Below are 21,763 nucleotides of genomic sequence, written 5' to 3'. Positions count from 1 at the left end.
TAAGGCATTGGTAAAACCTGTTTAAAGGGGGAAAAATCCTTGCCAGAATTAAACAACTTTGACCGGATCCGGATTGGTTTAGCATCTCCTGAAAAAATTCGCGAGTGGTCTAGGGGTGAAGTAAAGAAACCCGAGACTATTAATTACAGAACCTTGAAACCGGAAAAGGACGGTTTGTTTTGTGAAAGAATTTTTGGCCCTACCAAGGACTGGGAATGTCATTGCGGTAAGTATAAGCGTGTTCGTTATAAAGGGGTAATTTGCGATCGATGCGGCGTTGAGGTTACCAGATCCAAGGTGCGTCGTGAGAGAATGGGCAGAATAGAACTGGCTGCTCCTGTTTCGCACATTTGGTTTTTCAAGGGTATTCCCAGCCGTATGGGTTTAGTGCTTGACATGTCCCCACGGGCATTGGAAAAGGTATTGTATTTTGTTTCTTATATTGTGATAGACCCGGGTGATACCAATTTAATTAAGAAGCAGCTGTTAACTGAAACGGAGTATCGGGAATACCGCGAGAAGTACGGCGACCGTTTTAAAGCCGGTATGGGTGCGGAAGCAATCAAAGAGTTACTTAAAGAAATTGATGTTGAGGAGCAAGCTAAAGAATTACGGGCAGAAATAAAACAGGTTTCCGGGCAACGTAAAATTCGTGCCATTAGGCGTTTGGAAGTAATTGAGGCCTTTCGCAAATCTAACAACAAGCCGGAATGGATGATTTTAGACGTCCTGCCGGTTATCCCACCGGAACTGCGTCCGATGGTGCAGTTGGACGGCGGCCGGTTTGCAACTTCAGATCTTAATGATTTATACCGCCGGGTGATTAACAGAAATAACCGTCTGAAAAAACTTCTTGACCTTGGTGCGCCGAATATCATTGTACGCAATGAGAAGCGCATGCTGCAAGAAGCGGTGGATGCCTTAATCGATAACGGCCGCCGGGGAAGACCGGTTACCGGTCCGGGCAACAGGCCGTTGAAATCCTTGTCGGATATGCTGAAGGGGAAGCAAGGACGCTTTCGCCAGAACCTTCTTGGAAAGCGGGTTGACTATTCAGGTCGTTCAGTAATTGTTGTCGGTCCAAAATTAAAACTGCACCAGTGCGGCTTGCCCAAAGAGATGGCTTTGGAATTGTTTAAACCTTTTGTGATGCGCAGTTTGGTCAATAAAGGTTATGCCCATAACATTAAGAGCGCAAAACGAATGGTTGAACGCTTGCGCAGTGAAGTGTGGGATGTATTGGAAGAAGTAATTAAAGAGCACCCGGTAATGCTTAACCGTGCTCCAACGCTGCACCGATTAGGGATTCAAGCATTCGAACCGGTTCTGGTTGAAGGTCGGGCAATAAAAATCCATCCTTTGGTATGTACTGCTTATAATGCGGACTTTGACGGTGACCAAATGGCTGTGCATGTTCCGCTTTCTGCCGAGGCCCAAGCTGAGGCCAGAATATTGATGCTTTCCGCGCATAACATTCTTAATCCTAAGGATGGCAGGCCGGTAGTGTCACCTACTCAAGACATGGTATTAGGCTGTTATTACTTGACAATGCAAAAGGATCCGCCCAATCATAAGCCTAAGCTGGTTAGGGATGCAAATGAAGCCGAACTTGCATACCATAACAAGGTAGTAACCCTTCACGAAACAATAAAGGTTCGCTACAAAGGTAAAATAATGGAAACTACGGTAGGGCGGTTGATTTTTAACAGTGTGATACCTGATGAACTGGGCTACTACAATGATGTTGCCGATAAAAAGGCATTAGGTCGCATTGTTGATCAGTGTTATCGCAAACTGGGTTATGCAGCAACGGCTAAATTGCTTGACGGCTTGAAGGAAATAGGCTATGCCTACTCGACAAAAGCAGGTATGACTATTGCAATATCTGATATCACCATTCCGCCGGAGAAAAAAGAAATTTTGGATAAGTCCAATGAAGCTGTCGATGTCGTTGAAAGACAGTATCGTCGAGGCTTAATTACTGAAGAAGAAAGATACCGTAAAGTAATTGATATTTGGAATAATGCCGTTGACCAAGTAACAAAGGCTCTAATGAATGCGCTGGATAAATGGAACCCGGTATATATGATGGCAGGTTCCGGTGCCCGCGGTAATATTCAACAAATTCGGCAGCTTGCCGGCATGCGGGGTCTGATGGCGGATCCTTCCGGTCGAATTATTGACCTTCCCATTAAGGCAAATTTCCGCGAAGGGTTGACGGTGTTGGAATACTTTATTTCCACCCACGGTGCCCGTAAAGGCTTGGCGGATACCGCTTTGCGCACTGCAGACTCCGGATACTTAACTCGACGCCTGGTAGATGTGGCTCAAGATGTTATTGTTCGTGAAGAAGATTGCGGAACAAATGAGGGCATTGAGGTATCCGAAATCAAAGACGGTACTGAGGCAATTGAAAATCTCTTTGATCGCATCAGCGGACGTTATGCTATCGAAGACATTGTCCATCCTAAAACAGGTGAAGTAATTGTTAAGGCTGACAGCGAAATAAGTGATGATGCAGCTACGGAAATTATTAATGCCGGCATTGAGAAAGTAAAAATTCGCTCAGTACTGACATGCCGTACTCGACATGGCGTATGTAAGAAATGTTACGGAAGGAATTTAGCTACCGGTCATCAGGTTGATATCGGCGAAGCGGTTGGCATTATCGCCGCCCAATCCATTGGCGAACCCGGTACTCAATTAACAATGCGCACATTCCATACCGGTGGTGTAGCAGGTGACGATATTACTCAAGGTTTGCCTCGGGTTGAAGAATTGTTTGAAGCCCGCAAACCTAAAGGTCAAGCTATCATTAGTGAAAATGACGGTGTAGTGACCATTAAAGAAGTTAAGGGACGCAGGGAAGTTGAGGTAGTCGCAGACGACGGAACAAAACAAACTTACCAACTTCCATACGGGGCACGCCTAAAAGTGCGTGACGGTGACAGAATAGAAGCAGGTGATGAAATAACCGAAGGTTCGGTTAACCCACATGAATTGATGAAGATAAAAGGGATCCGCGCCGTACAAATGTACCTGCTGCATGAAGTGCAAAGAGTTTACCGCCTGCAGGGTGTGGAAATTAACGATAAGCATATAGAAGTAATCATCCGGCAAATGATGCGGAAAGTTAAAGTTGAGGATGCCGGTGATACCGAATTACTGCCCGGCGGTTTGGTAGATATCTACGAATTTGAAGAAGAAAATAAACGGATAGAAGAACTTGGCGGAGAGCCTGCTACCGCTAAGGTTGTTCTCTTAGGAATAACTAAAGCCTCACTGGCTACAGACTCATTTTTGTCAGCAGCATCTTTCCAAGAAACAACTCGGGTGCTGACAGAAGCGGCAATTAAAGGCAAGGTAGATCCTTTGATGGGGTTAAAGGAAAACGTAATCATCGGTAAGCTGGTTCCGGCGGGTACCGGAATGAATCGCTACCAAACAATAAAGCCGGAATTAGTGAAAAAGGATGATAAAGCTACTCAGAACAACTGGGCCAATAAACCTGAAGAGAGTATTGAGGCTTTATAAACAACAAAATTATTGGTGGGGTATAAAAAAATTACCCCACCAATAACTGCTAATTTAAATTCAAGGTTGACAACGAACTTTTGTGGTGGTAATATTTACGAGTGTGCAATTTTGTGGGGGTTTTTGTGATGTCGTATAAAAAACTAACCAATGCTCGAAAAAAGACGGTTGGTGCTAAACAGACATTAAAAGCACTGCATAAAGGGCACGCAAAAATGGTATTTATAGCAAAAGATGCAGAGCGGCATGTAGTTGATCCCATAATTAACTCATGTCAGGAGAATAATGTGCCGATAATCGAAGTGGAAAACATGAAGGTTTTAGGAAAAGCATGCAAAATTGAAGTGGGCTGTGCTGCAGCTGCTATTATTGAAGAATAAATTTAAATCTTAATATATTTTACATTTTTACTTGGAAGGAGGTGTAGACGGAAGATGCCGACGATTGCTCAGCTTGTTCGAAAAGGTAGACAAAAGCAAACAGGAAAGTCTAATTCTCCTGCGCTTAAAAATTCACCACAAAAAAGAGGCGTTTGTACCAGAGTGTACACTACTACCCCTAAAAAACCAAACTCTGCACTTCGGAAAGTAGCCAGGGTGCGTCTTACCAACGGTATTGAGGTGACCTCCTATATTCCGGGTATCGGTCACAACTTGCAAGAACACTCTGTAGTGTTGGTGCGTGGCGGCCGTGTTAAAGATTTACCTGGTGTTAGATACCATATTATACGTGGCGCATTAGACGCTGCAGGTACTGAAAACCGCCACCAGGCTCGTTCTAAGTATGGTACTAAACGGCCGAAGAAGTAACTTTATATAATTTATATGACCGTTGTCTTAATATATTCTATCATCTGTAAAAGGGGGGAAAACGGTGCCAAGAAAAGGTGATATTCCTAAGCGCGAAGTGCTGGCAGATCCCGTCTACAACAGCAAAGTGGTTACAAAACTGATAAATCAAATTATGCTCGACGGCAAGCGCAGTTTAGCGGAAAGAATTGTTTATGATGCTTTTGATATTATTCGTAAGAAAACAAACAAAGACCCATTAGAAGTGTTTGACGAGGCAATGAAAAACGTCATGCCTGTATTAGAAGTAAAAGCTCGCCGGGTTGGCGGTGCTAACTATCAAGTTCCGGTTGAGGTAAGACCTGAGCGTCGTCAAACGTTAGCTATACGTTGGATTACCCAATATAGCCGTCAACGTGCAGGCCGTACAATGGCTGAAAAATTAGCAAATGAATTAATGGATGCCGCCCAAAATACCGGCGGAGCAGTTAAAAAACGTGAGGATACACACAAAATGGCAGAGGCTAATAAGGCATTTGCGCATTATAGGTGGTAAGGAGGTAACTAAACTAAATGTCTCGTAGTTTTCCGTTAGAGCGTACACGCAACATTGGGATCATGGCACACATTGACGCCGGGAAGACCACTACCACCGAGCGCATTTTGTTTTACACTGGTAGGGTACACAAAATTGGCGAAACACATGATGGTGCAGCAACTATGGACTGGATGGTTCAAGAACAAGAACGTGGTATCACTATTACCTCGGCTGCAACTACCTGTCAATGGAAAGACCATCGTATAAACATTATAGATACGCCAGGCCACGTGGACTTTACAGTGGAAGTAGAACGTTCATTGCGTGTTCTGGACGGAGCAGTAGCCGTATTTTGCTCTGTTGGTGGCGTGGAACCCCAGTCTGAAACTGTATGGAGGCAGGCAGACAAATACCGTGTACCTAGAATTGCTTATGTAAATAAAATGGATCGCATCGGTGCAGACTTTTTCCGCACCATCCAGATGATCCGGGATAGATTGGGTGCTAACCCTGTACCGATTCAATTGCCTATTGGTGCTGAAGATAGTTTTAAGGGTGTAGTTGACCTGATTAGAAAAAAAGCAATTATCTATATAGACGATTTGGGTACAAAGAGTGATGAAACTGATATTCCAGAAGATATGGTGGAACTGGTGGAAGAATATCGCGAAAAGCTGCTGGAGGCTGTGGCCGAGAGCGATGAAGAACTGATGATGAAGTACCTTGAAGGAGAAGAACTCACTGAGGAAGAGATTCACCTTGGCATTCGCAAAGCTACTCTGGCAGTTAAAATGATACCGGTTCTGTGTGGTTCTTCCTTTAAAAATAAAGGTGTGCAACCTTTATTGGATGCGATTGTTAATTATATGCCTGCGCCGACTGATCTACCGGCGATTGCTGGGATTAACCCGGATACAGGTCAAGAAGATCGGCGTATTCCCAGAGATGATGAGCCGTTTTCTGCCTTGGCATTTAAAATTATGGCCGATCCTTATGTTGGTAAATTAACCTTTTTCAGAGTGTATTCCGGTAGTTTAAAATCAGGTTCTTATGTTTTTAACACCTCTAAAGGCAAAAAAGAACGTGTCGGTCGGATACTGCGGATGCACGCTAACCACCGCGAAGAGGTGGACGCGGTTTATGCCGGTGATATTGCAGCTGCAGTAGGTTTGAAGTTTACCACTACCGGTGACACTCTTTGCGATGAAAAGAGCCCAATTGTATTGGAATCAATGGATTTTCCGGAACCGGTTATTGATGTCGCGATAGAACCCAAAACTAAAGCTGACCAAGATAAATTAGGGGTAGCTTTACAAAAGTTAGCGGAAGAAGACCCTACTTTTAAAACTCATACCGACGAAGAAACCGGTCAAACAATTATATCCGGCATGGGTGAGTTGCACTTAGACATTATTGTTGACCGGCTGCTGAGAGAGTTTAAAGTAGAAGCCAATGTCGGCAAGCCGCAGGTTGCTTATAAAGAAACCATCAAAAAGCCGGCTAAAGCCGAAGGTAAATTTGTGCGGCAGTCCGGCGGGCGTGGTCAATACGGTCATGTCTGGATTGAAATTGAGCCCCTTGAGCGGGGAGCCGGTTATGAATTTGTCAATAAGATTGTCGGCGGCGTTATTCCTAAGGAATACATACCGGCTGTTGATGCAGGTATACAAGAAGCTATGAATAACGGAATATTGGCCGGTTATCCGCTGCTGGATATCAGAGTTACACTGTACGACGGTTCATATCACGATGTCGACTCTTCTGAAATGGCATTTAAGGTAGCGGCTTCAATGGCGCTGAAAGCAGCTGCCCAAAAAGCTGAACCGGTACTTTTGGAACCGATGATGAAAGTAGAGGTTACCATGCCGGAAGAGTATATGGGTGATGTAATGGGAGACATCAACTCCAGACGCGGTAAAATTGAGTCCATGGATCAAAGAGGCAATGCCCGCGTAATTACCGGATATGTGCCGCTGGCCGAGATGTTTGGCTATGCTACTGATTTACGTTCCCGTACCCAAGGTCGCGGCCAGTATACTATGCAATTCTCCCATTATGAAGAAGTTCCGAAGAATATAGCAGAAAAAATTATTAATAAAACAAACTAATGTAAATCATTGGCATTTCAAGGAGGAAAGTAACTAATGGCAAAGGCTAAATTTGAGCGGACAAAACCGCACGTAAACATTGGTACGATTGGTCACGTAGACCATGGTAAAACCACTCTTACCGCTGCAATTACTACGGTATTGGCCCAATACGGCCATGCAACTGTTAAGAAGTATGATGAAATTGACAATGCACCGGAAGAGCGTGAACGTGGTATTACCATTAATACTTCACACGTAGAATATGAAACCGAAAACCGTCACTATGCACACGTAGACTGCCCGGGTCACGCAGACTATGTTAAGAACATGATTACCGGTGCAGCCCAAATGGACGGTGCCATTTTAGTTGTGTCGGCGGCAGACGGTCCAATGCCCCAAACCCGTGAGCACATTCTGCTGTCCCGCCAAGTAGGCGTACCTTACATCTGCGTATTTTTAAACAAAGCAGACATGGTAGACGACGAAGAATTATTAGAACTGGTAGACATGGAAGTTCGGGAACTGCTGAATGAATATGAATTTCCTGGCGATGATACCCCGATTGTTGCCGGTTCAGCACTGAAAGCGTTAGAATGTGGCTGCGGCAAGCGGGAATGCGAATGGTGCGGCAAGATATTGGAACTGATGGACAACGTAGACCAATACATTCCTACTCCGGAACGTGATAAAGATAAGCCGTTCTTGATGCCGGTAGAAGACGTATTCTCCATTACCGGTCGTGGTACGGTGGCAACCGGTCGTGTAGAGCGGGGTATGGTAAAAGTTCAAGACGAAGTAGAAATCGTCGGTTTACAAGAAAAGCCGCGCAAGACCGTAGTTACCGGTGTAGAAATGTTCCGCAAGATACTGGACTATGCGGAAGCAGGTGACAACGTTGGCTGCCTGCTGCGCGGTATAGATCGCAAAGAAATTGAACGGGGTCAAGTGTTGGCAAAGCCGGGAACAATTAACCCGCACACTAAGTTTGAAGCGGAAGTATACGTATTGACCAAAGAAGAAGGTGGACGTCATACTCCGTTCTTTAACGGTTATCGCCCACAGTTTTACTTCCGTACAACCGACGTAACCGGTGTAATTACCCTGCCGGAAGGTGTAGAGATGGTAATGCCCGGCGATAACACCAAGTTTACAATTGAACTGATTACCCCGATTGCTATTGAAGAAGGTTTGCGCTTTGCTATTCGTGAAGGTGGCCGCACAGTAGGTGCCGGTGTTGTAACCAGTATTATTGAGTAAGAGATAGAACTTTGGAGGTGGGCAGCTAGCCCCCACCTCCTGTTGCGTGTACGTGATATTTAGCTTTTTGGATGTCACATAAGCGATGAAGTGAAAGGTTGCCCATAAATGGGGGAATTTTCATGGAGTAGTCCGCAAAATCGGGCGATTAAGGAGGAATTGAAAGTGAAAAAACAAAAAATTCGTATTCGCTTAAAAGCCTACGAGCACCAAATACTAGACCAATCTGCACAAAAAATTGTCGATACGGCTAAGCGTACCGGTGCTATAGTTGCCGGACCGGTGCCACTGCCAACTGAAAAAAGCATTTATACTATTTTGCGTTCACCTCATGTAAATAAGGATTCACGCGAGCAATTTGAAATGCGTATCCATAAGAGATTGATAGATATTATTGATCCTACTCCCAAAACGGTAGATTCTTTAATGCGCTTAGATCTGCCGGCAGGTGTAGATATAGAGATTAAGCTTTAATTAATTTTCTAAAAAAGAAACACCCGGGGCAGTTGTCCGGGGCAGAAATCGGTTAAGTTCGCAAAGCGAACCTCTAATCGTGACATAGGAGGTGCAGGAAGTTATGAAAGCAATTTTGGGGAAAAAGGTTGGCATGACACAACTGCTTACCCCTGAAGGCGATGCAATTCCGGTAACCGTTGTGGAAACCGGACCTTGCTTGGTGTTGCAGAAGAAAACCGTAGAAAGTGATGGCTATAATGCAATACAGATAGGTTTTGGCGAAAAAAAGGAGCGTTTGGTAAACAAACCCTTAAGAGGACATTTTGCCAAAGCCGGTGTTCGACCGTTGCGTTATATTCGGGAAATAAGAACAGATAATGTTGATGATTATCAAGTAGGGCAAGAAATAAAAGCTGACATTTTTGCCGAGGGCGAAAAAGTAGATGTTATCGGTACTTCTAAAGGACGTGGCTTTGCCGGTACCATTAAACGTTACGGCTTTGCTCGCGGCCCAATGTCACACGGTTCTAAAAACCACCGTCGTCCGGCATCTGCCGGTGCATTAGGTCCAGCCAGGACCTTTAAAGGTAAGAGATCTCCCGGTCATTACGGTGTGGAACGGGTTACCGTACAAAACCTAGAAGTAGTAAAGGTGGATGCTGAACGTAACTTTATTGCTGTAAAAGGTGCCGTTCCCGGACCGCGCGGCGGCCTGGTAATGATTAGGGAAGCTGTCAAGAAGGCTAAGTAACGACGGTACGGAAGGAGGATAAGAGATGCCCAAAGTAGCAGTTTTTAATATAGAAGGCGTTCAAGTCGGTGAGATTGAACTGAATGATGCGGTTTGGGGTATCAAACCCAACGAGCATGTCTTGCACCAGGCAGTGGTAATGCAGTTGGCCGGCCGTCGGCAAGGTACACACAGTACCAAAACCAGAGGAGAAGTAAGCGGTGGCGGTCGTAAGCCCTGGCGGCAAAAAGGAACCGGTCGGGCAAGACACGGCAGCATACGTTCACCTATTTGGCGTCATGGTGGTATTGTCTTCGGGCCTCGCCCCAGAAGCTACAAAATTTCACTGCCAAAGAAAGTAAGACGTCTGGCAATGAAATCAGCTCTTTCCAGCAAGGCATTAGCCGGTGAAGTTGTTGTTTTAGACGACTTATCATTGGAACAACCAAAGACTAAGAAAATGGTTGAAATTATTCGCAATCTAAACATCAACAGTAAGGCTTTGGTTGTAACTGCTGAGAAGGATGAAAATGTAACTAAATCGGCACGTAACATTCCGGGTATTAAACCGCTGCAAGCGGCGGGTCTCAATGTTTACGATTTGCTGCACCATGACAAACTGGTCATTACCAAAGATGCGGTGGCCAAGGTTGAGGAGGTGCTGGCATAGTGAAAAACCCTCGTGATATTATTATTAAGCCAACGATATCCGAAAAAAGTACCTCATTGTTGGCAGACAATAAATATACATTTTGGGTAGATCCTAAGGCTAATAAAACGGAAATCAAACAAGCCGTTGAAAAACTGTTTAATGTTAAGGTGGAAAAAGTTAATACGATAAATGTAAAAGGTAAAACTAAGCGGATCCGTCAATATATAGGAAAAACCGCTGACAGAAAAAAAGCAATCGTAACCCTTAGAGAAGGGGATAAAATTGAGATATTTGAAGGACTGTAAGGAGGGATGACGGATGGCAATCAAAACGTTTAAACCAACCTCCCCTGGTCGCCGCTTCGTTACGGTATCAGCATTTGATGAAATTACAAAAACCGAGCCGGAGAAGTCCTTATTGACACCCTTGAAAAAAAAGGCCGGCCGTAATGCTCAGGGACGTATTACAGTACGTCACCGTGGCGGCGGACACAAGAGAATGTACCGGATAATTGACTTCAAGCGGGATAAGGATGGTATTCCGGCAAAAGTAGTTGCCATTGAATATGACCCGAACCGTTCTGCAAGGATTGCACTATTGAGTTACGCAGACGGTGAGAAGCGCTATATTATTGCACCGCACGGCTTAAAAGTCGGTATGACTGTTGAATCGGGACCGGATGCCGACATTAAAGTCGGTAATGCTTTGCCGCTGGCCAATATACCTGTGGGTACAATGATTCACAACATTGAGCTTCATCCAGGCCATGGGGCACAACTGGTGCGCTCGGCAGGTGCTTCCGCCCAATTAATGGCCAAGGAAGGAAAATACGCTACTATCCGTATGCCTTCCGGGGAGATGCGCATGGTTTTACAAGCATGCCGCGCTTCCATTGGTCAAGTTGGTAATATTGAACATGAGAACATTAATATAGGTAAAGCCGGTCGCAGTCGCTGGCTGGGACGTCGTCCAAGTGTGCGCGGTGTGGTAATGAACCCTGTAGATCACCCACATGGTGGTGGTGAAGGTAGATCGCCTGCCGGCCGCAACCCGGTGACTCCTTGGGGTAAACCTGCTTTAGGTGCTCGCACACGTAAGCGCAAGCCGAGCGATAAATTGATTATTAAACGTCGGAAATAAGAAATAAAGGAGGTCCAGATATGGGTCGGTCGCTCAAAAAAGGACCATATGTAGATCCGAAGCTGCTGGCGAGGATTGAAAAGATGAATGAAACCGGGAAAAAGAAAGTGATAAAAACCTGGTCGCGCAGTTCAACTATTTTTCCGCAAATGGTAGGGCATACAATTGCCGTTCACGATGGGCGGAAACATGTACCGGTATACATTACTGAAGATATGGTTGGTCATAAATTAGGTGAGTTTGCTCCAACCCGTACTTTCCGCGGTCATGGGGCTCACACCGAAAGATCTACTGCTCTAAAGTAGCCATGAGAGGGGGGCAATAACATGGAAGCAAGAGCAATTGCCAAATATATCAGGATATCCCCGCGCAAGGTGCGTCAAGTTGTTGATTTGATACGGGGTAAAGATATAGAAGAAGCGTTGGCGATTCTTAAATACACACCTAAGCGGGCTTCTGCCGCTGTGACAAAGGTGATTAATTCAGCTGCAGCTAATGCGGAACATAACTACGATATGAACAGAGATAATCTCTATATTGCTGAAGCCTATGTAGATCAGGGTCCCACCCTCAAGCGCTATAAACCGCGTGCGTATGGTCGGGCAGATATGATACGCAAGCGCACCAGCCACATTACAATAGTGGTAAAAGAGAAAAAGGAGGGATAACTTAAGTGGGACAAAAGGTTAACCCCAAAGGATTAAGGGTTGGCATCATTCGTGATTGGGACTCTAAGTGGTTTGCAGATAAACGTAATTTTTCTGAATTGCTGCTTGAAGATTACAAGCTGCGCACTTATATTAAGAAAAGACTTTATCAAGCCGGTATTTCCAATATTCAAATTGAACGTGCTGCCAACCGTGTTAAAATTACAATTTTTACCGCTAAGCCGGGTATAGTTATCGGTCGCGGTGGTGCTGAAGTTGAAACTTTAAGGCGTCAACTGGAGAAAATGACCGGCAAAAAGCTAAGCATTAATATTCAAGAAGTTAAAGTGCCGGAAACTGATGCCCAGTTGGTGGCAGAAAACGTTGCATTACAGTTAGAAAAGCGAGTAGCATTTCGTCGGGCTATGAAGCAAGTAATCAGCCGCGCAATGAAAATGGGCGCACAAGGAATCAAAGTTGCTGTAAGCGGACGTTTGGGCGGTGCTGAAATTGCCCGTACTGAGTGGGCAAGTGAAGGAAAAGTACCGTTGCATACGCTGCGAGCTGATATAGACTATGGATTTGCTGAAGCTAACACAACTTACGGAAAAATCGGTGTTAAAGTATGGATATATAAAGGAGAGGTATTGCCCCAAAGGGCAGAAGCGACCGCCAATAAAGGAGGGGAATAGGTAATGCTAATTCCGAAAAGGGTTAAGTATCGTAAACAACACCGCCCCCGTAAACTGTCCGGAAGGGCAAAAGGTGGTACAGAGGTACATTTTGGTGAATTTGGTTTGCAGGCTTTAGAACCGGGTTGGATAACAAACAGGCAAATAGAAGCAGCGCGTATCGCCATGACTCGTCACATTAAACGTGGTGGAAAAGTGTGGATCCGCATTTTCCCTGATACACCGATCACACAGAAACCTGCGGAAACCCGTATGGGTAGTGGTAAAGGTTCTCCGGAAAACTGGGTTGCTGTAGTTAAACAAGGGCGTGTAATGTTTGAAATTGCCGGTGTTCCTGAAGCAACAGCCCGGGAAGCTCTTAGATTGGCCTCTCATAAATTACCCGTTAAATGTAAGATTATTAAACGGGAGGAAGTAGGTGAAGCCAATGAAAAGTAAAGATCTGCGTGAGCTTACCGTTGAAGAGCTGAATAAGAAAATTGATGAATCTAAGGATGAGCTCTTTAAGTTGAGATTTCAATTGGCTACCGGACAGTTGGATAATCCGCTAAAAATTAGAGAAGTTCGTCGAAAAATTGCTCGTGCCAAAACAATTCTCCGGGAGCGGGAATTAGGAATACGCTAAACATATAAGAGTGCACCTTTATGAGGAAGGAGGCAAACCTGTGGCACAAGTCCATCGTAAGGTACGTTACGGTCGCGTTGTAAGCGATAAAATGGATAAAACCGTTGTTGTGGCAGTTGAAGACTTTGCCAGACATCCATTGTATGGCAAAATTGTTCGCCGTACTAAGAAATTTAAAGCCCACGACAAAGATAATACCTGCCGTGTGGGCGATGAAGTAAAAATTATGGAAACCCGGCCATTATCTAAACATAAGCGGTGGCGGGTTGTAGAAATTATCCGTAGAGCTGAGCAAATATAACTTTTAACGGATAAGTGGCCTTGAAAGGAGGGGACCTACCTTGATTCAAGTTGAATCTAAACTCAACGTTGCCGATAACACCGGTGCGAGAAAGTTACTTTGCATTAGAATACTGGGTGGCGGGACCAGACGTTATGCACGCATAGGCGATATCATTGTTGCTTCTGTTAAAGAAGCTACACCTGGTGGCGTTGTTAAGAAAGGCGATATAGTCAAGGCGGTTGTTGTACGTACAAAAAAAGAGTTGCGGCGGCCAGACGGTTCATATATCAAATTTGATGAAAATGCCGCAGTAATCATTAAAGATGATAAAAGTCCACGAGGTACCCGTATCTTTGGACCTGTGGCCAGGGAGTTGCGGGAAAAAGATTTTATGAAAATAATTTCTCTGGCTCCTGAGGTTCTGTAAGATTGGAGGTGCAGAAAATGCCCAAGGTACATGTTCGTAAAGGAGATACCGTGGTAGTTATAACCGGTAAAGATGCTGGAAAAAAAGGAAAGGTTTTGGAAGTATCCCCGAAAACCGGCAGAGTGATTGTTGAAGGGGTGAACATTGTTAAACGTCATACTCGTCCCTCAAGATCAATGCCGCAGGGAGGTATTATTGAAAAGCCTGCTCCTATCCACAGTTCCAATGTTATGCCGTTTTGCTCGAAGTGTAACCGTCCCGTCCGTGTAGGCAAAAGAATATTGCCTGACGGCAGCAAGGAACGTATTTGCAAGAAATGCGGTGAAGTATTGAGCTAAACCTCAAGTGGGAAGGAGGTAACGACCAGTGCCCAGATTAAAAGATAAATATAATAATGAAGTTGTCAAAGCGATGATGCAGAAATTTGGCTATAAAAATGTCATGCAAGTGCCAAGGCTAGTGAAAATTGTTCTGAACGTTGGCTTAGGTGAGGCGGTACAAAACTCTAAGGCTGTTGATGCTGCTGTAGAAGATTTGATGACCATTACCGGACAACGTCCGATTGTGACCAAAGCCAAAAAATCAATTGCCGCTTTTAAGTTAAGACAAGGTATGACTATTGGTGCAAAGGTTACACTGCGTGGTGACCGCATGTGGGACTTTGCAGATAAACTTTTCAATGTGGCCTTACCGAGGGTTCGCGATTTTCGTGGCGTATCACCAAAATCCTTTGACGGAAGAGGTAATTACACCCTGGGGATCAAAGAACAACTGATCTTCCCGGAAATAGATTATGATAAAATTGACAAAGTTCGCGGTATGGATATTAGTTTCGTCACTACAGCTGAGACTGACGAAGAAGCTATGGAACTGTTAAGACTGTTAGGAATGCCCTTTAGACAGGTCAGCTAGTGCCCATCATTAACCGGAAAAGACGATGTCCGGCAAAGGAGGGAATTTGATGGCAAAAAAAGCTTTGATAAATAAGGCCAACCGCCCGCCCAAATTTAAGGTGCGGGGATATAATCGCTGTAAAATTTGCGGTAGACCACGTGCATATATGAGAAAATTTGGTATATGCCGTGTATGTTTCAGGGAATTAGCCTATAGAGGTGAAATTCCCGGTATTAAAAAAGCAAGCTGGTAAGGAAGGAGGTAGGGGCAATGGTAATGTCTGATCCCATTGCGGATTTCTTGACTCGTATTCGCAATGCTAATATGGCTTACAAGGATGTGGTTGAAGCTCCTGCATCCAAAGTAAAAAAAGCAATTGCACAAATCCTCAAAGAAGAGGGTTATATAAGAGACTATGAGTATATTGAAGACGGAAAACAGGGCGTTATTCGCATTTTCATGAAATACACTGATGACAAACAGCGTGTGATAACCGGTATCAAGAGAATCTCTAAACCCGGACTGAGGGTTTACGCCAAAAAAGACAACATACCTAAAGTTTTAGGTGGGCTGGGTATTGCCATAATTTCCACATCTAAAGGAATTATAGTTGACAAAAAAGCCCGTCAACTAGGCGTAGGCGGAGAAGTAATCTGTTACGTCTGGTAATGATGGCTGAGGAGGTGTAGGATATGTCCCGTATTGGCAGAAAGCCAATTCCAGTACCTCAAGGTGTTGAAGTCAATATCCAGGGCAATGTGGTGTCTGTTAAAGGTCCCAAAGGCCAACTGGAAAAAGAATTACACCCGGAAATGATCGTTAAACTGGAAGACAATAATGTTATTGTGGAACGTCCCAGTGATAATAAATTACACAAGTCACTGCATGGGCTTAGCCGAACACTGATTCACAATATGATTGAAGGCGTAACTAAAGGCTTTCAAAAGAATTTAGAACTGGTCGGTGTTGGCTATCGTGCCCAAAAACAAGGTAATAAACTAGTGCTGAATATAGGTTATGCTCATCCGGTGGAAATAGAAGCACCGCCAAACATTGAATTTGATGTACCTGCTGCTAACAAAATTACCGTAAGCGGTATTGATAAACAGCTAGTCGGACAAATTGCTGCTAACATCCGTGCCGTACGTGAGCCTGAGCCTTATAAAGGTAAAGGAATAAAATATGAAAACGAATACATTCGCCGCAAAGCTGGTAAAGCCGGTAAGTAGTTAGGGAAGGAGTGAAATCAGTTGATCAAAAAGGTTAACCGTAAGGCAATTCGTGCTAAGCGTCGCGCAAGACTGCGCTACAAAATAACTGGTACTGCCGAACGTCCAAGATTAAATGTTTTTCGTAGCCTAAATCACATTTATGCCCAAATTATTGATGACGAAAAGGGTATAACTCTGGTTGCAGCTTCATCCCTCTCACCGGAACTCAAAGGTAAAGTAGCAGGCGGCAACATAGAATCTGCCAAAGCAGTGGGTGAACTCATTGCTAAAAAAGCCTTGGAAAAGGGCATCAATAAAGTCGTGTTCGACCGTGCCGGTTATATTTATCATGGTCGGGTCAAGGCACTGGCTGAAGGTGCAAGAGCCGGCGGTCTTGAGTTCTAGTACGGTTATTTAAGGAGGGGAATTAAAGCATAATGGCAAGAATTGATGCCAGCAAGCTGGAACTGTCAGAAAAGGTTGTTTATATTAACCGCGTAGCTAAAGTTGTAAAAGGTGGTCGCCGCTTTAGCTTCTCTGCCCTGGTAGTTGTCGGTGACGGGAACGGTCACGTGGGTGCCGGCATAGGTAAAGCCAGCCAGGTTCCAGATGCAATACGTAAAGGTGTAGAGGATGCTAAGAAAAACTTGATTAAGGTACCGCTCAGTGGTACTACCGTTCCCCATGAAGTACTGGGTAAGTTTGGAGCTGGTAAGGTATTAATTAAGCCTGCTGCACCCGGTACCGGTGTTATTGCCGGTGGCCCGGTAAGGGCTGTTTTAGAGCTGGCAGGGGTGCGTGACATTTTGACCAAATCACTGGGATCCAATAACGCAACCAATATGGTCAGAGCGACCATTGAAGGCTTAAAGAGTTTAAAAACTCCGGAAGAAGTGTCACGTCTGAGAGGTATACCCGTAGAAGAACTGCTAAGTTAGGAGGGCGGATATGGCCAAGTTAAGAATTACACTGGTAAAAAGCCCAATTGGTAAACAGCCGAAACAAAGAATTACTGCTAAGACACTGGGGTTAACAAAACTATATAAGACCGTTGAGCATGAGGATACACCGCAAATTCGCGGTATGATTAACAAAATTTCACACATGGTTAAAGTAGAAGAAGTATAAAGGAGGTGCGACGGTGAAACTGCATGAATTAAAACCAGCTGCCGGTTCAAGGAAGAAACCGACCCGTAAAGGTCAAGGGATTGGGTCTGGTTTAGGTAAAACAGCCGGGCGTGGACATAAAGGTCAGAAAGCCCGGTCCGGCGGTGGGGTAAGGCCTGGTTTTGAAGGTGGGCAAATGCCCTTGCAGCGTCGTTTACCTAAACGTGGTTTTACAAATAAATTCCGAAAAGAAATTATTGCCATTAATGTTAGCGCTCTGAACAGATTTGATAACGGCACAGTAGTTACACCTGAACTGCTGAAAGAAACCGGTGTGATCAAAAAAATTGCTGACGGTGTGAAGATTTTAGGTAACGGGGATTTAGAAAGATCCCTTACCGTCAAGGCAAATGCTTTTAGTAAATCGGCAGCCGAAAAAATTGCCGCCGCCGGTGGCACTGCTGAGGTGATTTAGGCTTGCTCGATACTGTTAAAAACGCACTTAAGGTGACGGAACTAAGAAACAAACTTTTATTTACCTTGGCGTTGCTCTTTGTCTTTCGCATTGCCGCACACGTTCCGGTACCGGGTGTTGATCCGCGTGTATTTGAAGAACTGGCAAACAGCAATACATTATTAGGTTTTTTTGATGTAATATCCGGCGGAGCTTTTAAAAATGTTTCCGTTGTCGCCATGGGAATTTTCCCTTACATTAACGCTTCAATTATTATGCAATTACTGACAGTAGTAATCCCAAAACTGGAGCAATTGGCTAAAGAAGGAGAAGAAGGTCGCAAAAAGATTACCCAGTACACCAGATACTTTACTGCAATATTGGCCTTCATCCAGGCGATAGGTTTATCGTTATTTATGAGAAACTCCTTAGAAAGTCAAACCGTTTTCTCATATTTAGCAGTAGCGATAACCTTAACTGCCGGCACCGTCTTTTTAATGTGGCTGGGTGAACAAATTACCGCCAATGGTATAGGCAACGGTATATCACTGATTATTTTTGCCGGTATTGTATCAAGAATTCCCGCGGCAATTGTGAACATGGCAGAAATGCTGCGTGCCGGAACAATTAACTTCCTGAGCATAATATTATTTATAATTATCGGTTTGGTTGTTATCGGCGGTATTGTTATTGTTCAGCAAGGTCAACGGCGTATTCCGGTACAGTACGCCAGAAGAGTGGTTGGCCGCAGAGTATATGGCGGTCAAACAACTCACATACCGATAAAAGTCAACCAGGCTGGCGTAATTCCGGTGATTTTTGCATCATCACTGTTGATGTTTCCGGAACAGTTTGTTCAATGGTTTGCCGGCCCAAATTTTGCCGCTTGGTATGCTAAGTACTTAGGATTTGGCAGTGTGTTTAACACTATAATGTATGCGCTGTTAATCATTGCATTTACCTATTTTTACACTGCCGTAATTATGAACCCGGTAGATATGGCTAACAACATTAAGAAGTATGGCGGCTTTATACCGGGAATAAGACCGGGTCGTCCCACTGCTGAGTATATTTCCCGGATATTAAGCAGAATTACACTTGCCGGTGCAGTATTCTTGGCGTTAATTGCCATACTGCCGTACTTTGTAATGGCTGCTACCAAAATTCCCGGTATATGGTTTGGTGGAACATCTTTGCTGATTGTAGTGGGTGTGGCCTTAGATACCATGAAACAAATGGAATCCCAGCTACTGATGCGCAGCTACCAAGGCTTTATTAAGTAGGTGGTTCCAATGATTACCTATAAATCTGAGCGGGAACTTAACTACATGCGCGATGCCGGCAAAGTAGTGGCTTTAACCCACAAGGAATTAGAAAAGGCTGTAAAACCGGGCGTAACAACGAAAGAGTTAGATGAAATTGCCGAGCAATTTATTGTAAAACAAGGCGCTAAACCTGCATTTAAGGGCTTATACGGGTTTCCCGGGACAATTTGCGCATCAATAAATGAGGAGGTTGTTCACGGGATTCCCGGTTTAAGGAAGTTGGAAACTGGAGATATTATTAGTATTGACCTTGGTGCGGAAATAAATGGATATTTTGGAGATGCTACGGTAACTCATCCGGTGGAAGAAGTAAACAGCACAGCAGAAGAATTGATCAATGTAACCAAACAAGCGCTTTATGCAGGGATAGAGCAAGCGGTAAACGGAAATCGCTTGTCGGATATATCCCATGCTATACAAAGTTATGTGGAAGCACGCGGATTTTCAGTGGTGCGAGACTATGTCGGCCATGGAATTGGCAACAAACTGCATGAAGATCCGCAAGTTCCCAACTTTGGTCGCCCCGGACGTGGGCCGCGCCTGGAAAAAGGAATGACATTAGCTATCGAACCAATGGTTAACGAAGGTACCCATGAAGTAGAAACTCTTCCCAACAACTGGACGGTGGTGACCGAGGACAGAAAATTGTCGGCCCATTTTGAGCACACCATTGCTATAACAGATGATCTGCCAGAAATATTAACTAAATTGTAACTTCTGTCCACTGACCGATAATGGCTGTGCGGGGGTGCAGTATAATGGACGTCAATTTAACGGTGGGGCAATTAGTTTGCTCAACTTCCGGCAGAGATAAAGATCGACTTTATCTGGTTTATGGGTCGGCTGAAGGTGATCGTTTACTGTTGGTTGACGGAGATAAACGTCGGCTGAAAAATCCTAAAAAGAAAAATATTAAACACGTTAAAGTTTTGCCCTATATTTCGGAAACGGTGAAAGAAAAAATAGAATTGCAAAAACAAATTACAGACGAAGATATAAAAAATGCCATTGAAGAATATAGGGAACAAAATGAGAAAGAGTGTTTACCTAGGGAAGGGTAAGGAGGTTTTATAGACTAATGTCAAAGAGTGATGTTATAGAAGTTGAAGGTACCGTAATTGAACCGCTTCCAAATGCAATGTTTAAAGTGGAATTAGCTAATGGTCATCAAGTACTTGCCCACGTGTCCGGAAAAATTAGAATGAATTTTATCCGCATATTACCGGGTGACAAGGTTACCCTGGAGCTGTCACCATATGATTTGACACGTGGTCGGATAGTATATCGTTATAAGTAACACCCAGTTAAAGGAGGGTGCAACATGAAAGTTAGACCATCGGTTAAACCGATTTGCGAAAAGTGCAAGGTTATTCGCCGTAAAGGTAAAGTAATGGTCATTTGTGAAAACCCCAAGCATAAACAAAAGCAAGGGTAATGTGGGAGGTGTGCATTTTATATGGCACGAATTGCCGGAGTAGACTTGCCCAGGGATAAAAGGGTTGAGATTGCCCTTACCTATATATATGGTATCGGTCGTAAAACTTCGCAGAAAGTTTTAGCTCAAACCGGTGTTAACCCGGATACCAGGGTAAAAGATCTAACCGAAGAAGAAGTTAACAGATTGCGTGAATATATTGACAAGAACCTTAAAGTTGAAGGTGACTTACGTCGTGAAGTAGCCTTAAATATCAAAAGACTAATGGAAATAGGCTGCTATCGTGGATTAAGACACCGCCGGGGACTTCCTGTACGTGGTCAAAGAACCAAGACCAACGCACGTACCCGCAAAGGACCGAGAAGAACTGTAGGTGTACGTAGAAATAAGTAACCTAAAGGAGGGTTATTAATACATGGCGCGTCGAACAACGCGTACCAGAAAACGTGAAAGAAAAAACGTTGATACTGGAATCGCATATATAAAATCGTCATTTAACAATACGATTGTGACAATAACTGACCCAAAGGGCAATACCATTTCCTGGGCTTCAGCCGGTCAAGTCGGTTTTAAAGGTTCCCGGAAAAGCACTCCCTTTGCAGCTCAAATGGCTGCAGAAAAAGCAGCAAAAGATGCTATGGAACATGGCATGAAAAGTATTGAGGTTATGGTAAAAGGCCCGGGGGCAGGTCGTGAGGCAGCTATTCGTTCACTGCAAGCTGCCGGTTTAGAGGTAAGCGTGATTAAGGATATTACTCCGATTCCACACAATGGTTGTCGGCCACCTAAACGTCGCAGAGTATAAGGGGAGGTGAAGAAATATTGGCTAGATATACAGGCCCTGCTTGCAAATTGTGCCGCCGTGAAGGCTTAAAGTTATATTTGAAAGGTGATCGCTGCTATACCGGTAAGTGTGCTATTGATAGACGCAGCTATGCTCCCGGTCAACACGGTCAGGTTCGCAAGAAAACCTCAGAATATGGTATCCAGTTACGTGAAAAACAAAAAGCACGCCGTATCTATGGAATTTTAGAAAAACAATTCCGCAACTACTTTAAAGAGGCTAACCGCCAGCCTGGGGTAACAGGTGAAAACTTGTTGCGTCTTTTAGAACGCAGATTAGATAACGTAGTTTATCGCTTAGGACTGGCTACATCTCGCAACGAAGCACGTCAATTGGTAACACATGGCCACTTTAAAGTAAACGGACGCAAAGTAAATATTCCTTCATACCTGGTTAAAGTCGGAGATGAAATTACAATACGTGAGAAAAGCACCAAATCTCCACGTATTAAGGAATTATTGGAACGTGCCGCAGAAAAAACCGTTCCAGAATGGCTTGAATTTGACGCTGAACAAGCAAAAGGTCGTGTATTAGCCCTCCCGAGCAGAGAACAACTAGATGTTCCGATTGAAGAACACCTAATTGTTGAGCTATATTCCAGATAGGTCGGCATTGATATCGGCTGGATTGCTTT

Annotated in this window: 35 protein-coding genes; all 35 read left to right on the top strand. The window is 44.3% G+C overall.

Translation table 11 applies throughout. From position 1 onward, the window contains the following. Positions 1–39 precede the first annotated feature (39 nt). The 35 genes from rpoC (at position 40) to rpsD (ending at position 21,734) form a co-directional block, all read left to right on the top strand. Positions 40–3,534, top strand: a complete 3,495-nt coding sequence (gene rpoC / locus ACZ5NG_RS10440; protein WP_464251748.1) for a DNA-directed RNA polymerase subunit beta' — start codon at positions 40–42, stop codon at positions 3,532–3,534. Positions 3,535–3,662: 128 nt separating this feature from the next. Then, complete coding sequence (locus ACZ5NG_RS10435) at positions 3,663–3,914, top strand: ribosomal L7Ae/L30e/S12e/Gadd45 family protein (protein WP_464251747.1); 252 nt, start codon at positions 3,663–3,665, stop codon at positions 3,912–3,914. A 54-nt stretch (positions 3,915–3,968) separates the two neighbouring features. Beyond that, positions 3,969–4,343 carry a 30S ribosomal protein S12 gene (gene rpsL, locus ACZ5NG_RS10430; protein ID WP_464251746.1) on the top strand — a complete coding sequence of 125 codons (375 nt, stop codon included), beginning with the start codon at positions 3,969–3,971 and terminating at the stop codon, positions 4,341–4,343. Positions 4,344–4,407: 64 nt separating this feature from the next. Continuing rightward, the gene (rpsG, locus tag ACZ5NG_RS10425; protein WP_464251745.1) at positions 4,408–4,878 is read left to right on the top strand and encodes a 30S ribosomal protein S7; all 471 of its coding nucleotides are present in this window, start codon (positions 4,408–4,410) and stop codon (positions 4,876–4,878) included. A gap of 17 nt (positions 4,879–4,895) precedes the next feature. Further along, on the top strand, positions 4,896–6,968 hold the full coding sequence (fusA, locus tag ACZ5NG_RS10420; RefSeq protein ID WP_464251744.1) for an elongation factor G: 2,073 nt from the start codon (positions 4,896–4,898) through the stop codon (positions 6,966–6,968). A 36-nt stretch (positions 6,969–7,004) separates the two neighbouring features. After that, complete coding sequence (gene tuf / locus ACZ5NG_RS10415; RefSeq protein WP_464251743.1) at positions 7,005–8,207, top strand: elongation factor Tu; 1,203 nt, start codon at positions 7,005–7,007, stop codon at positions 8,205–8,207. Between the two features lie 165 nt (positions 8,208–8,372). Further along, the gene (rpsJ, locus tag ACZ5NG_RS10410; protein ID WP_464251742.1) at positions 8,373–8,681 is read left to right on the top strand and encodes a 30S ribosomal protein S10; all 309 of its coding nucleotides are present in this window, start codon (positions 8,373–8,375) and stop codon (positions 8,679–8,681) included. A 103-nt stretch (positions 8,682–8,784) separates the two neighbouring features. Beyond that, positions 8,785–9,414: a 50S ribosomal protein L3 gene (gene rplC, locus ACZ5NG_RS10405; protein ID WP_464251741.1), complete on the top strand. Its 630-nt coding sequence runs from the start codon at positions 8,785–8,787 to the stop codon at positions 9,412–9,414. Between the two features lie 25 nt (positions 9,415–9,439). Then, complete coding sequence (rplD, locus tag ACZ5NG_RS10400) at positions 9,440–10,063, top strand: 50S ribosomal protein L4 (RefSeq protein ID WP_464251740.1); 624 nt, start codon at positions 9,440–9,442, stop codon at positions 10,061–10,063. After that, on the top strand, positions 10,063–10,350 hold the full coding sequence (gene rplW / locus ACZ5NG_RS10395; RefSeq protein WP_464251739.1) for a 50S ribosomal protein L23: 288 nt from the start codon (positions 10,063–10,065) through the stop codon (positions 10,348–10,350). The genes rplD and rplW overlap by 1 nt, the downstream gene beginning before the upstream one ends. A gap of 13 nt (positions 10,351–10,363) precedes the next feature. Continuing rightward, positions 10,364–11,185 carry a 50S ribosomal protein L2 gene (gene rplB / locus ACZ5NG_RS10390; RefSeq protein WP_464251738.1) on the top strand — a complete coding sequence of 274 codons (822 nt, stop codon included), beginning with the start codon at positions 10,364–10,366 and terminating at the stop codon, positions 11,183–11,185. A gap of 20 nt (positions 11,186–11,205) precedes the next feature. Next, positions 11,206–11,490, top strand: coding sequence for a 30S ribosomal protein S19 (rpsS, locus tag ACZ5NG_RS10385; protein ID WP_464251737.1), 285 nt, complete (start codon positions 11,206–11,208; stop codon positions 11,488–11,490). A gap of 21 nt (positions 11,491–11,511) precedes the next feature. After that, the gene (rplV, locus tag ACZ5NG_RS10380; protein ID WP_464251736.1) at positions 11,512–11,853 is read left to right on the top strand and encodes a 50S ribosomal protein L22; all 342 of its coding nucleotides are present in this window, start codon (positions 11,512–11,514) and stop codon (positions 11,851–11,853) included. A 5-nt stretch (positions 11,854–11,858) separates the two neighbouring features. Next, on the top strand, positions 11,859–12,524 hold the full coding sequence (gene rpsC / locus ACZ5NG_RS10375; protein WP_464251735.1) for a 30S ribosomal protein S3: 666 nt from the start codon (positions 11,859–11,861) through the stop codon (positions 12,522–12,524). 3 nt (positions 12,525–12,527) lie between these two features. Then, positions 12,528–12,962, top strand: a complete 435-nt coding sequence (gene rplP, locus ACZ5NG_RS10370) for a 50S ribosomal protein L16 (RefSeq protein ID WP_464251734.1) — start codon at positions 12,528–12,530, stop codon at positions 12,960–12,962. Next, positions 12,952–13,149: a 50S ribosomal protein L29 gene (gene rpmC, locus ACZ5NG_RS10365; RefSeq protein WP_464253156.1), complete on the top strand. Its 198-nt coding sequence runs from the start codon at positions 12,952–12,954 to the stop codon at positions 13,147–13,149. Before rplP ends, rpmC begins: the two co-directional genes overlap by 11 nt. A gap of 91 nt (positions 13,150–13,240) precedes the next feature. Continuing rightward, entirely contained in the window at positions 13,241–13,450 is a 210-nt protein-coding gene (rpsQ, locus tag ACZ5NG_RS10360) for a 30S ribosomal protein S17 (protein ID WP_464253155.1), read from the top strand. Positions 13,451–13,490: 40 nt separating this feature from the next. After that, complete coding sequence (rplN, locus tag ACZ5NG_RS10355; RefSeq protein WP_464251733.1) at positions 13,491–13,859, top strand: 50S ribosomal protein L14; 369 nt, start codon at positions 13,491–13,493, stop codon at positions 13,857–13,859. 17 nt (positions 13,860–13,876) lie between these two features. After that, positions 13,877–14,197: a 50S ribosomal protein L24 gene (gene rplX / locus ACZ5NG_RS10350; RefSeq protein ID WP_464251732.1), complete on the top strand. Its 321-nt coding sequence runs from the start codon at positions 13,877–13,879 to the stop codon at positions 14,195–14,197. A gap of 28 nt (positions 14,198–14,225) precedes the next feature. Beyond that, entirely contained in the window at positions 14,226–14,771 is a 546-nt protein-coding gene (rplE, locus tag ACZ5NG_RS10345) for a 50S ribosomal protein L5 (protein WP_464251731.1), read from the top strand. 49 nt (positions 14,772–14,820) lie between these two features. Beyond that, positions 14,821–15,006 carry a type Z 30S ribosomal protein S14 gene (locus tag ACZ5NG_RS10340; RefSeq protein ID WP_464251730.1) on the top strand — a complete coding sequence of 62 codons (186 nt, stop codon included), beginning with the start codon at positions 14,821–14,823 and terminating at the stop codon, positions 15,004–15,006. Between the two features lie 17 nt (positions 15,007–15,023). Then, positions 15,024–15,422, top strand: coding sequence for a 30S ribosomal protein S8 (rpsH, locus tag ACZ5NG_RS10335; RefSeq protein WP_464251729.1), 399 nt, complete (start codon positions 15,024–15,026; stop codon positions 15,420–15,422). Between the two features lie 23 nt (positions 15,423–15,445). Beyond that, complete coding sequence (gene rplF, locus ACZ5NG_RS10330; RefSeq protein ID WP_464251728.1) at positions 15,446–15,982, top strand: 50S ribosomal protein L6; 537 nt, start codon at positions 15,446–15,448, stop codon at positions 15,980–15,982. Positions 15,983–16,003: 21 nt separating this feature from the next. Then, positions 16,004–16,369, top strand: coding sequence for a 50S ribosomal protein L18 (gene rplR, locus ACZ5NG_RS10325; protein ID WP_464251727.1), 366 nt, complete (start codon positions 16,004–16,006; stop codon positions 16,367–16,369). A gap of 32 nt (positions 16,370–16,401) precedes the next feature. Continuing rightward, the gene (gene rpsE, locus ACZ5NG_RS10320) at positions 16,402–16,902 is read left to right on the top strand and encodes a 30S ribosomal protein S5 (RefSeq protein ID WP_464251726.1); all 501 of its coding nucleotides are present in this window, start codon (positions 16,402–16,404) and stop codon (positions 16,900–16,902) included. 10 nt (positions 16,903–16,912) lie between these two features. Further along, positions 16,913–17,092: a 50S ribosomal protein L30 gene (gene rpmD / locus ACZ5NG_RS10315; RefSeq protein ID WP_464251725.1), complete on the top strand. Its 180-nt coding sequence runs from the start codon at positions 16,913–16,915 to the stop codon at positions 17,090–17,092. A gap of 13 nt (positions 17,093–17,105) precedes the next feature. Beyond that, positions 17,106–17,546, top strand: coding sequence for a 50S ribosomal protein L15 (rplO, locus tag ACZ5NG_RS10310; RefSeq protein WP_464251724.1), 441 nt, complete (start codon positions 17,106–17,108; stop codon positions 17,544–17,546). A gap of 2 nt (positions 17,547–17,548) precedes the next feature. Then, a complete protein-coding gene (gene secY, locus ACZ5NG_RS10305; RefSeq protein ID WP_464251723.1) occupies positions 17,549–18,808 on the top strand; it encodes a preprotein translocase subunit SecY in 1,260 nt (419 codons plus the stop codon). Positions 18,809–18,817: 9 nt separating this feature from the next. After that, entirely contained in the window at positions 18,818–19,564 is a 747-nt protein-coding gene (map, locus tag ACZ5NG_RS10300) for a type I methionyl aminopeptidase (protein ID WP_464251722.1), read from the top strand. 44 nt (positions 19,565–19,608) lie between these two features. Next, on the top strand, positions 19,609–19,911 hold the full coding sequence (locus tag ACZ5NG_RS10295; RefSeq protein WP_464251721.1) for a hypothetical protein: 303 nt from the start codon (positions 19,609–19,611) through the stop codon (positions 19,909–19,911). A 17-nt stretch (positions 19,912–19,928) separates the two neighbouring features. Continuing rightward, positions 19,929–20,147, top strand: a complete 219-nt coding sequence (gene infA, locus ACZ5NG_RS10290; RefSeq protein ID WP_464251720.1) for a translation initiation factor IF-1 — start codon at positions 19,929–19,931, stop codon at positions 20,145–20,147. A gap of 24 nt (positions 20,148–20,171) precedes the next feature. Next, the gene (gene rpmJ, locus ACZ5NG_RS10285; RefSeq protein WP_003156543.1) at positions 20,172–20,285 is read left to right on the top strand and encodes a 50S ribosomal protein L36; all 114 of its coding nucleotides are present in this window, start codon (positions 20,172–20,174) and stop codon (positions 20,283–20,285) included. 21 nt (positions 20,286–20,306) lie between these two features. Beyond that, positions 20,307–20,678: a 30S ribosomal protein S13 gene (gene rpsM / locus ACZ5NG_RS10280; RefSeq protein ID WP_464251719.1), complete on the top strand. Its 372-nt coding sequence runs from the start codon at positions 20,307–20,309 to the stop codon at positions 20,676–20,678. Between the two features lie 22 nt (positions 20,679–20,700). Beyond that, entirely contained in the window at positions 20,701–21,090 is a 390-nt protein-coding gene (gene rpsK / locus ACZ5NG_RS10275) for a 30S ribosomal protein S11 (protein WP_464251718.1), read from the top strand. 17 nt (positions 21,091–21,107) lie between these two features. Then, on the top strand, positions 21,108–21,734 hold the full coding sequence (rpsD, locus tag ACZ5NG_RS10270) for a 30S ribosomal protein S4 (protein ID WP_464251717.1): 627 nt from the start codon (positions 21,108–21,110) through the stop codon (positions 21,732–21,734). The last annotated feature ends 29 nt before the right edge of the window (positions 21,735–21,763 follow it).

The organism is Desulfovectis peckii (assembly GCF_055391705.1).
Note: the sequence above shows the minus strand (reverse complement) of the source record. Positions and strands in the feature narration are given on the sequence as shown.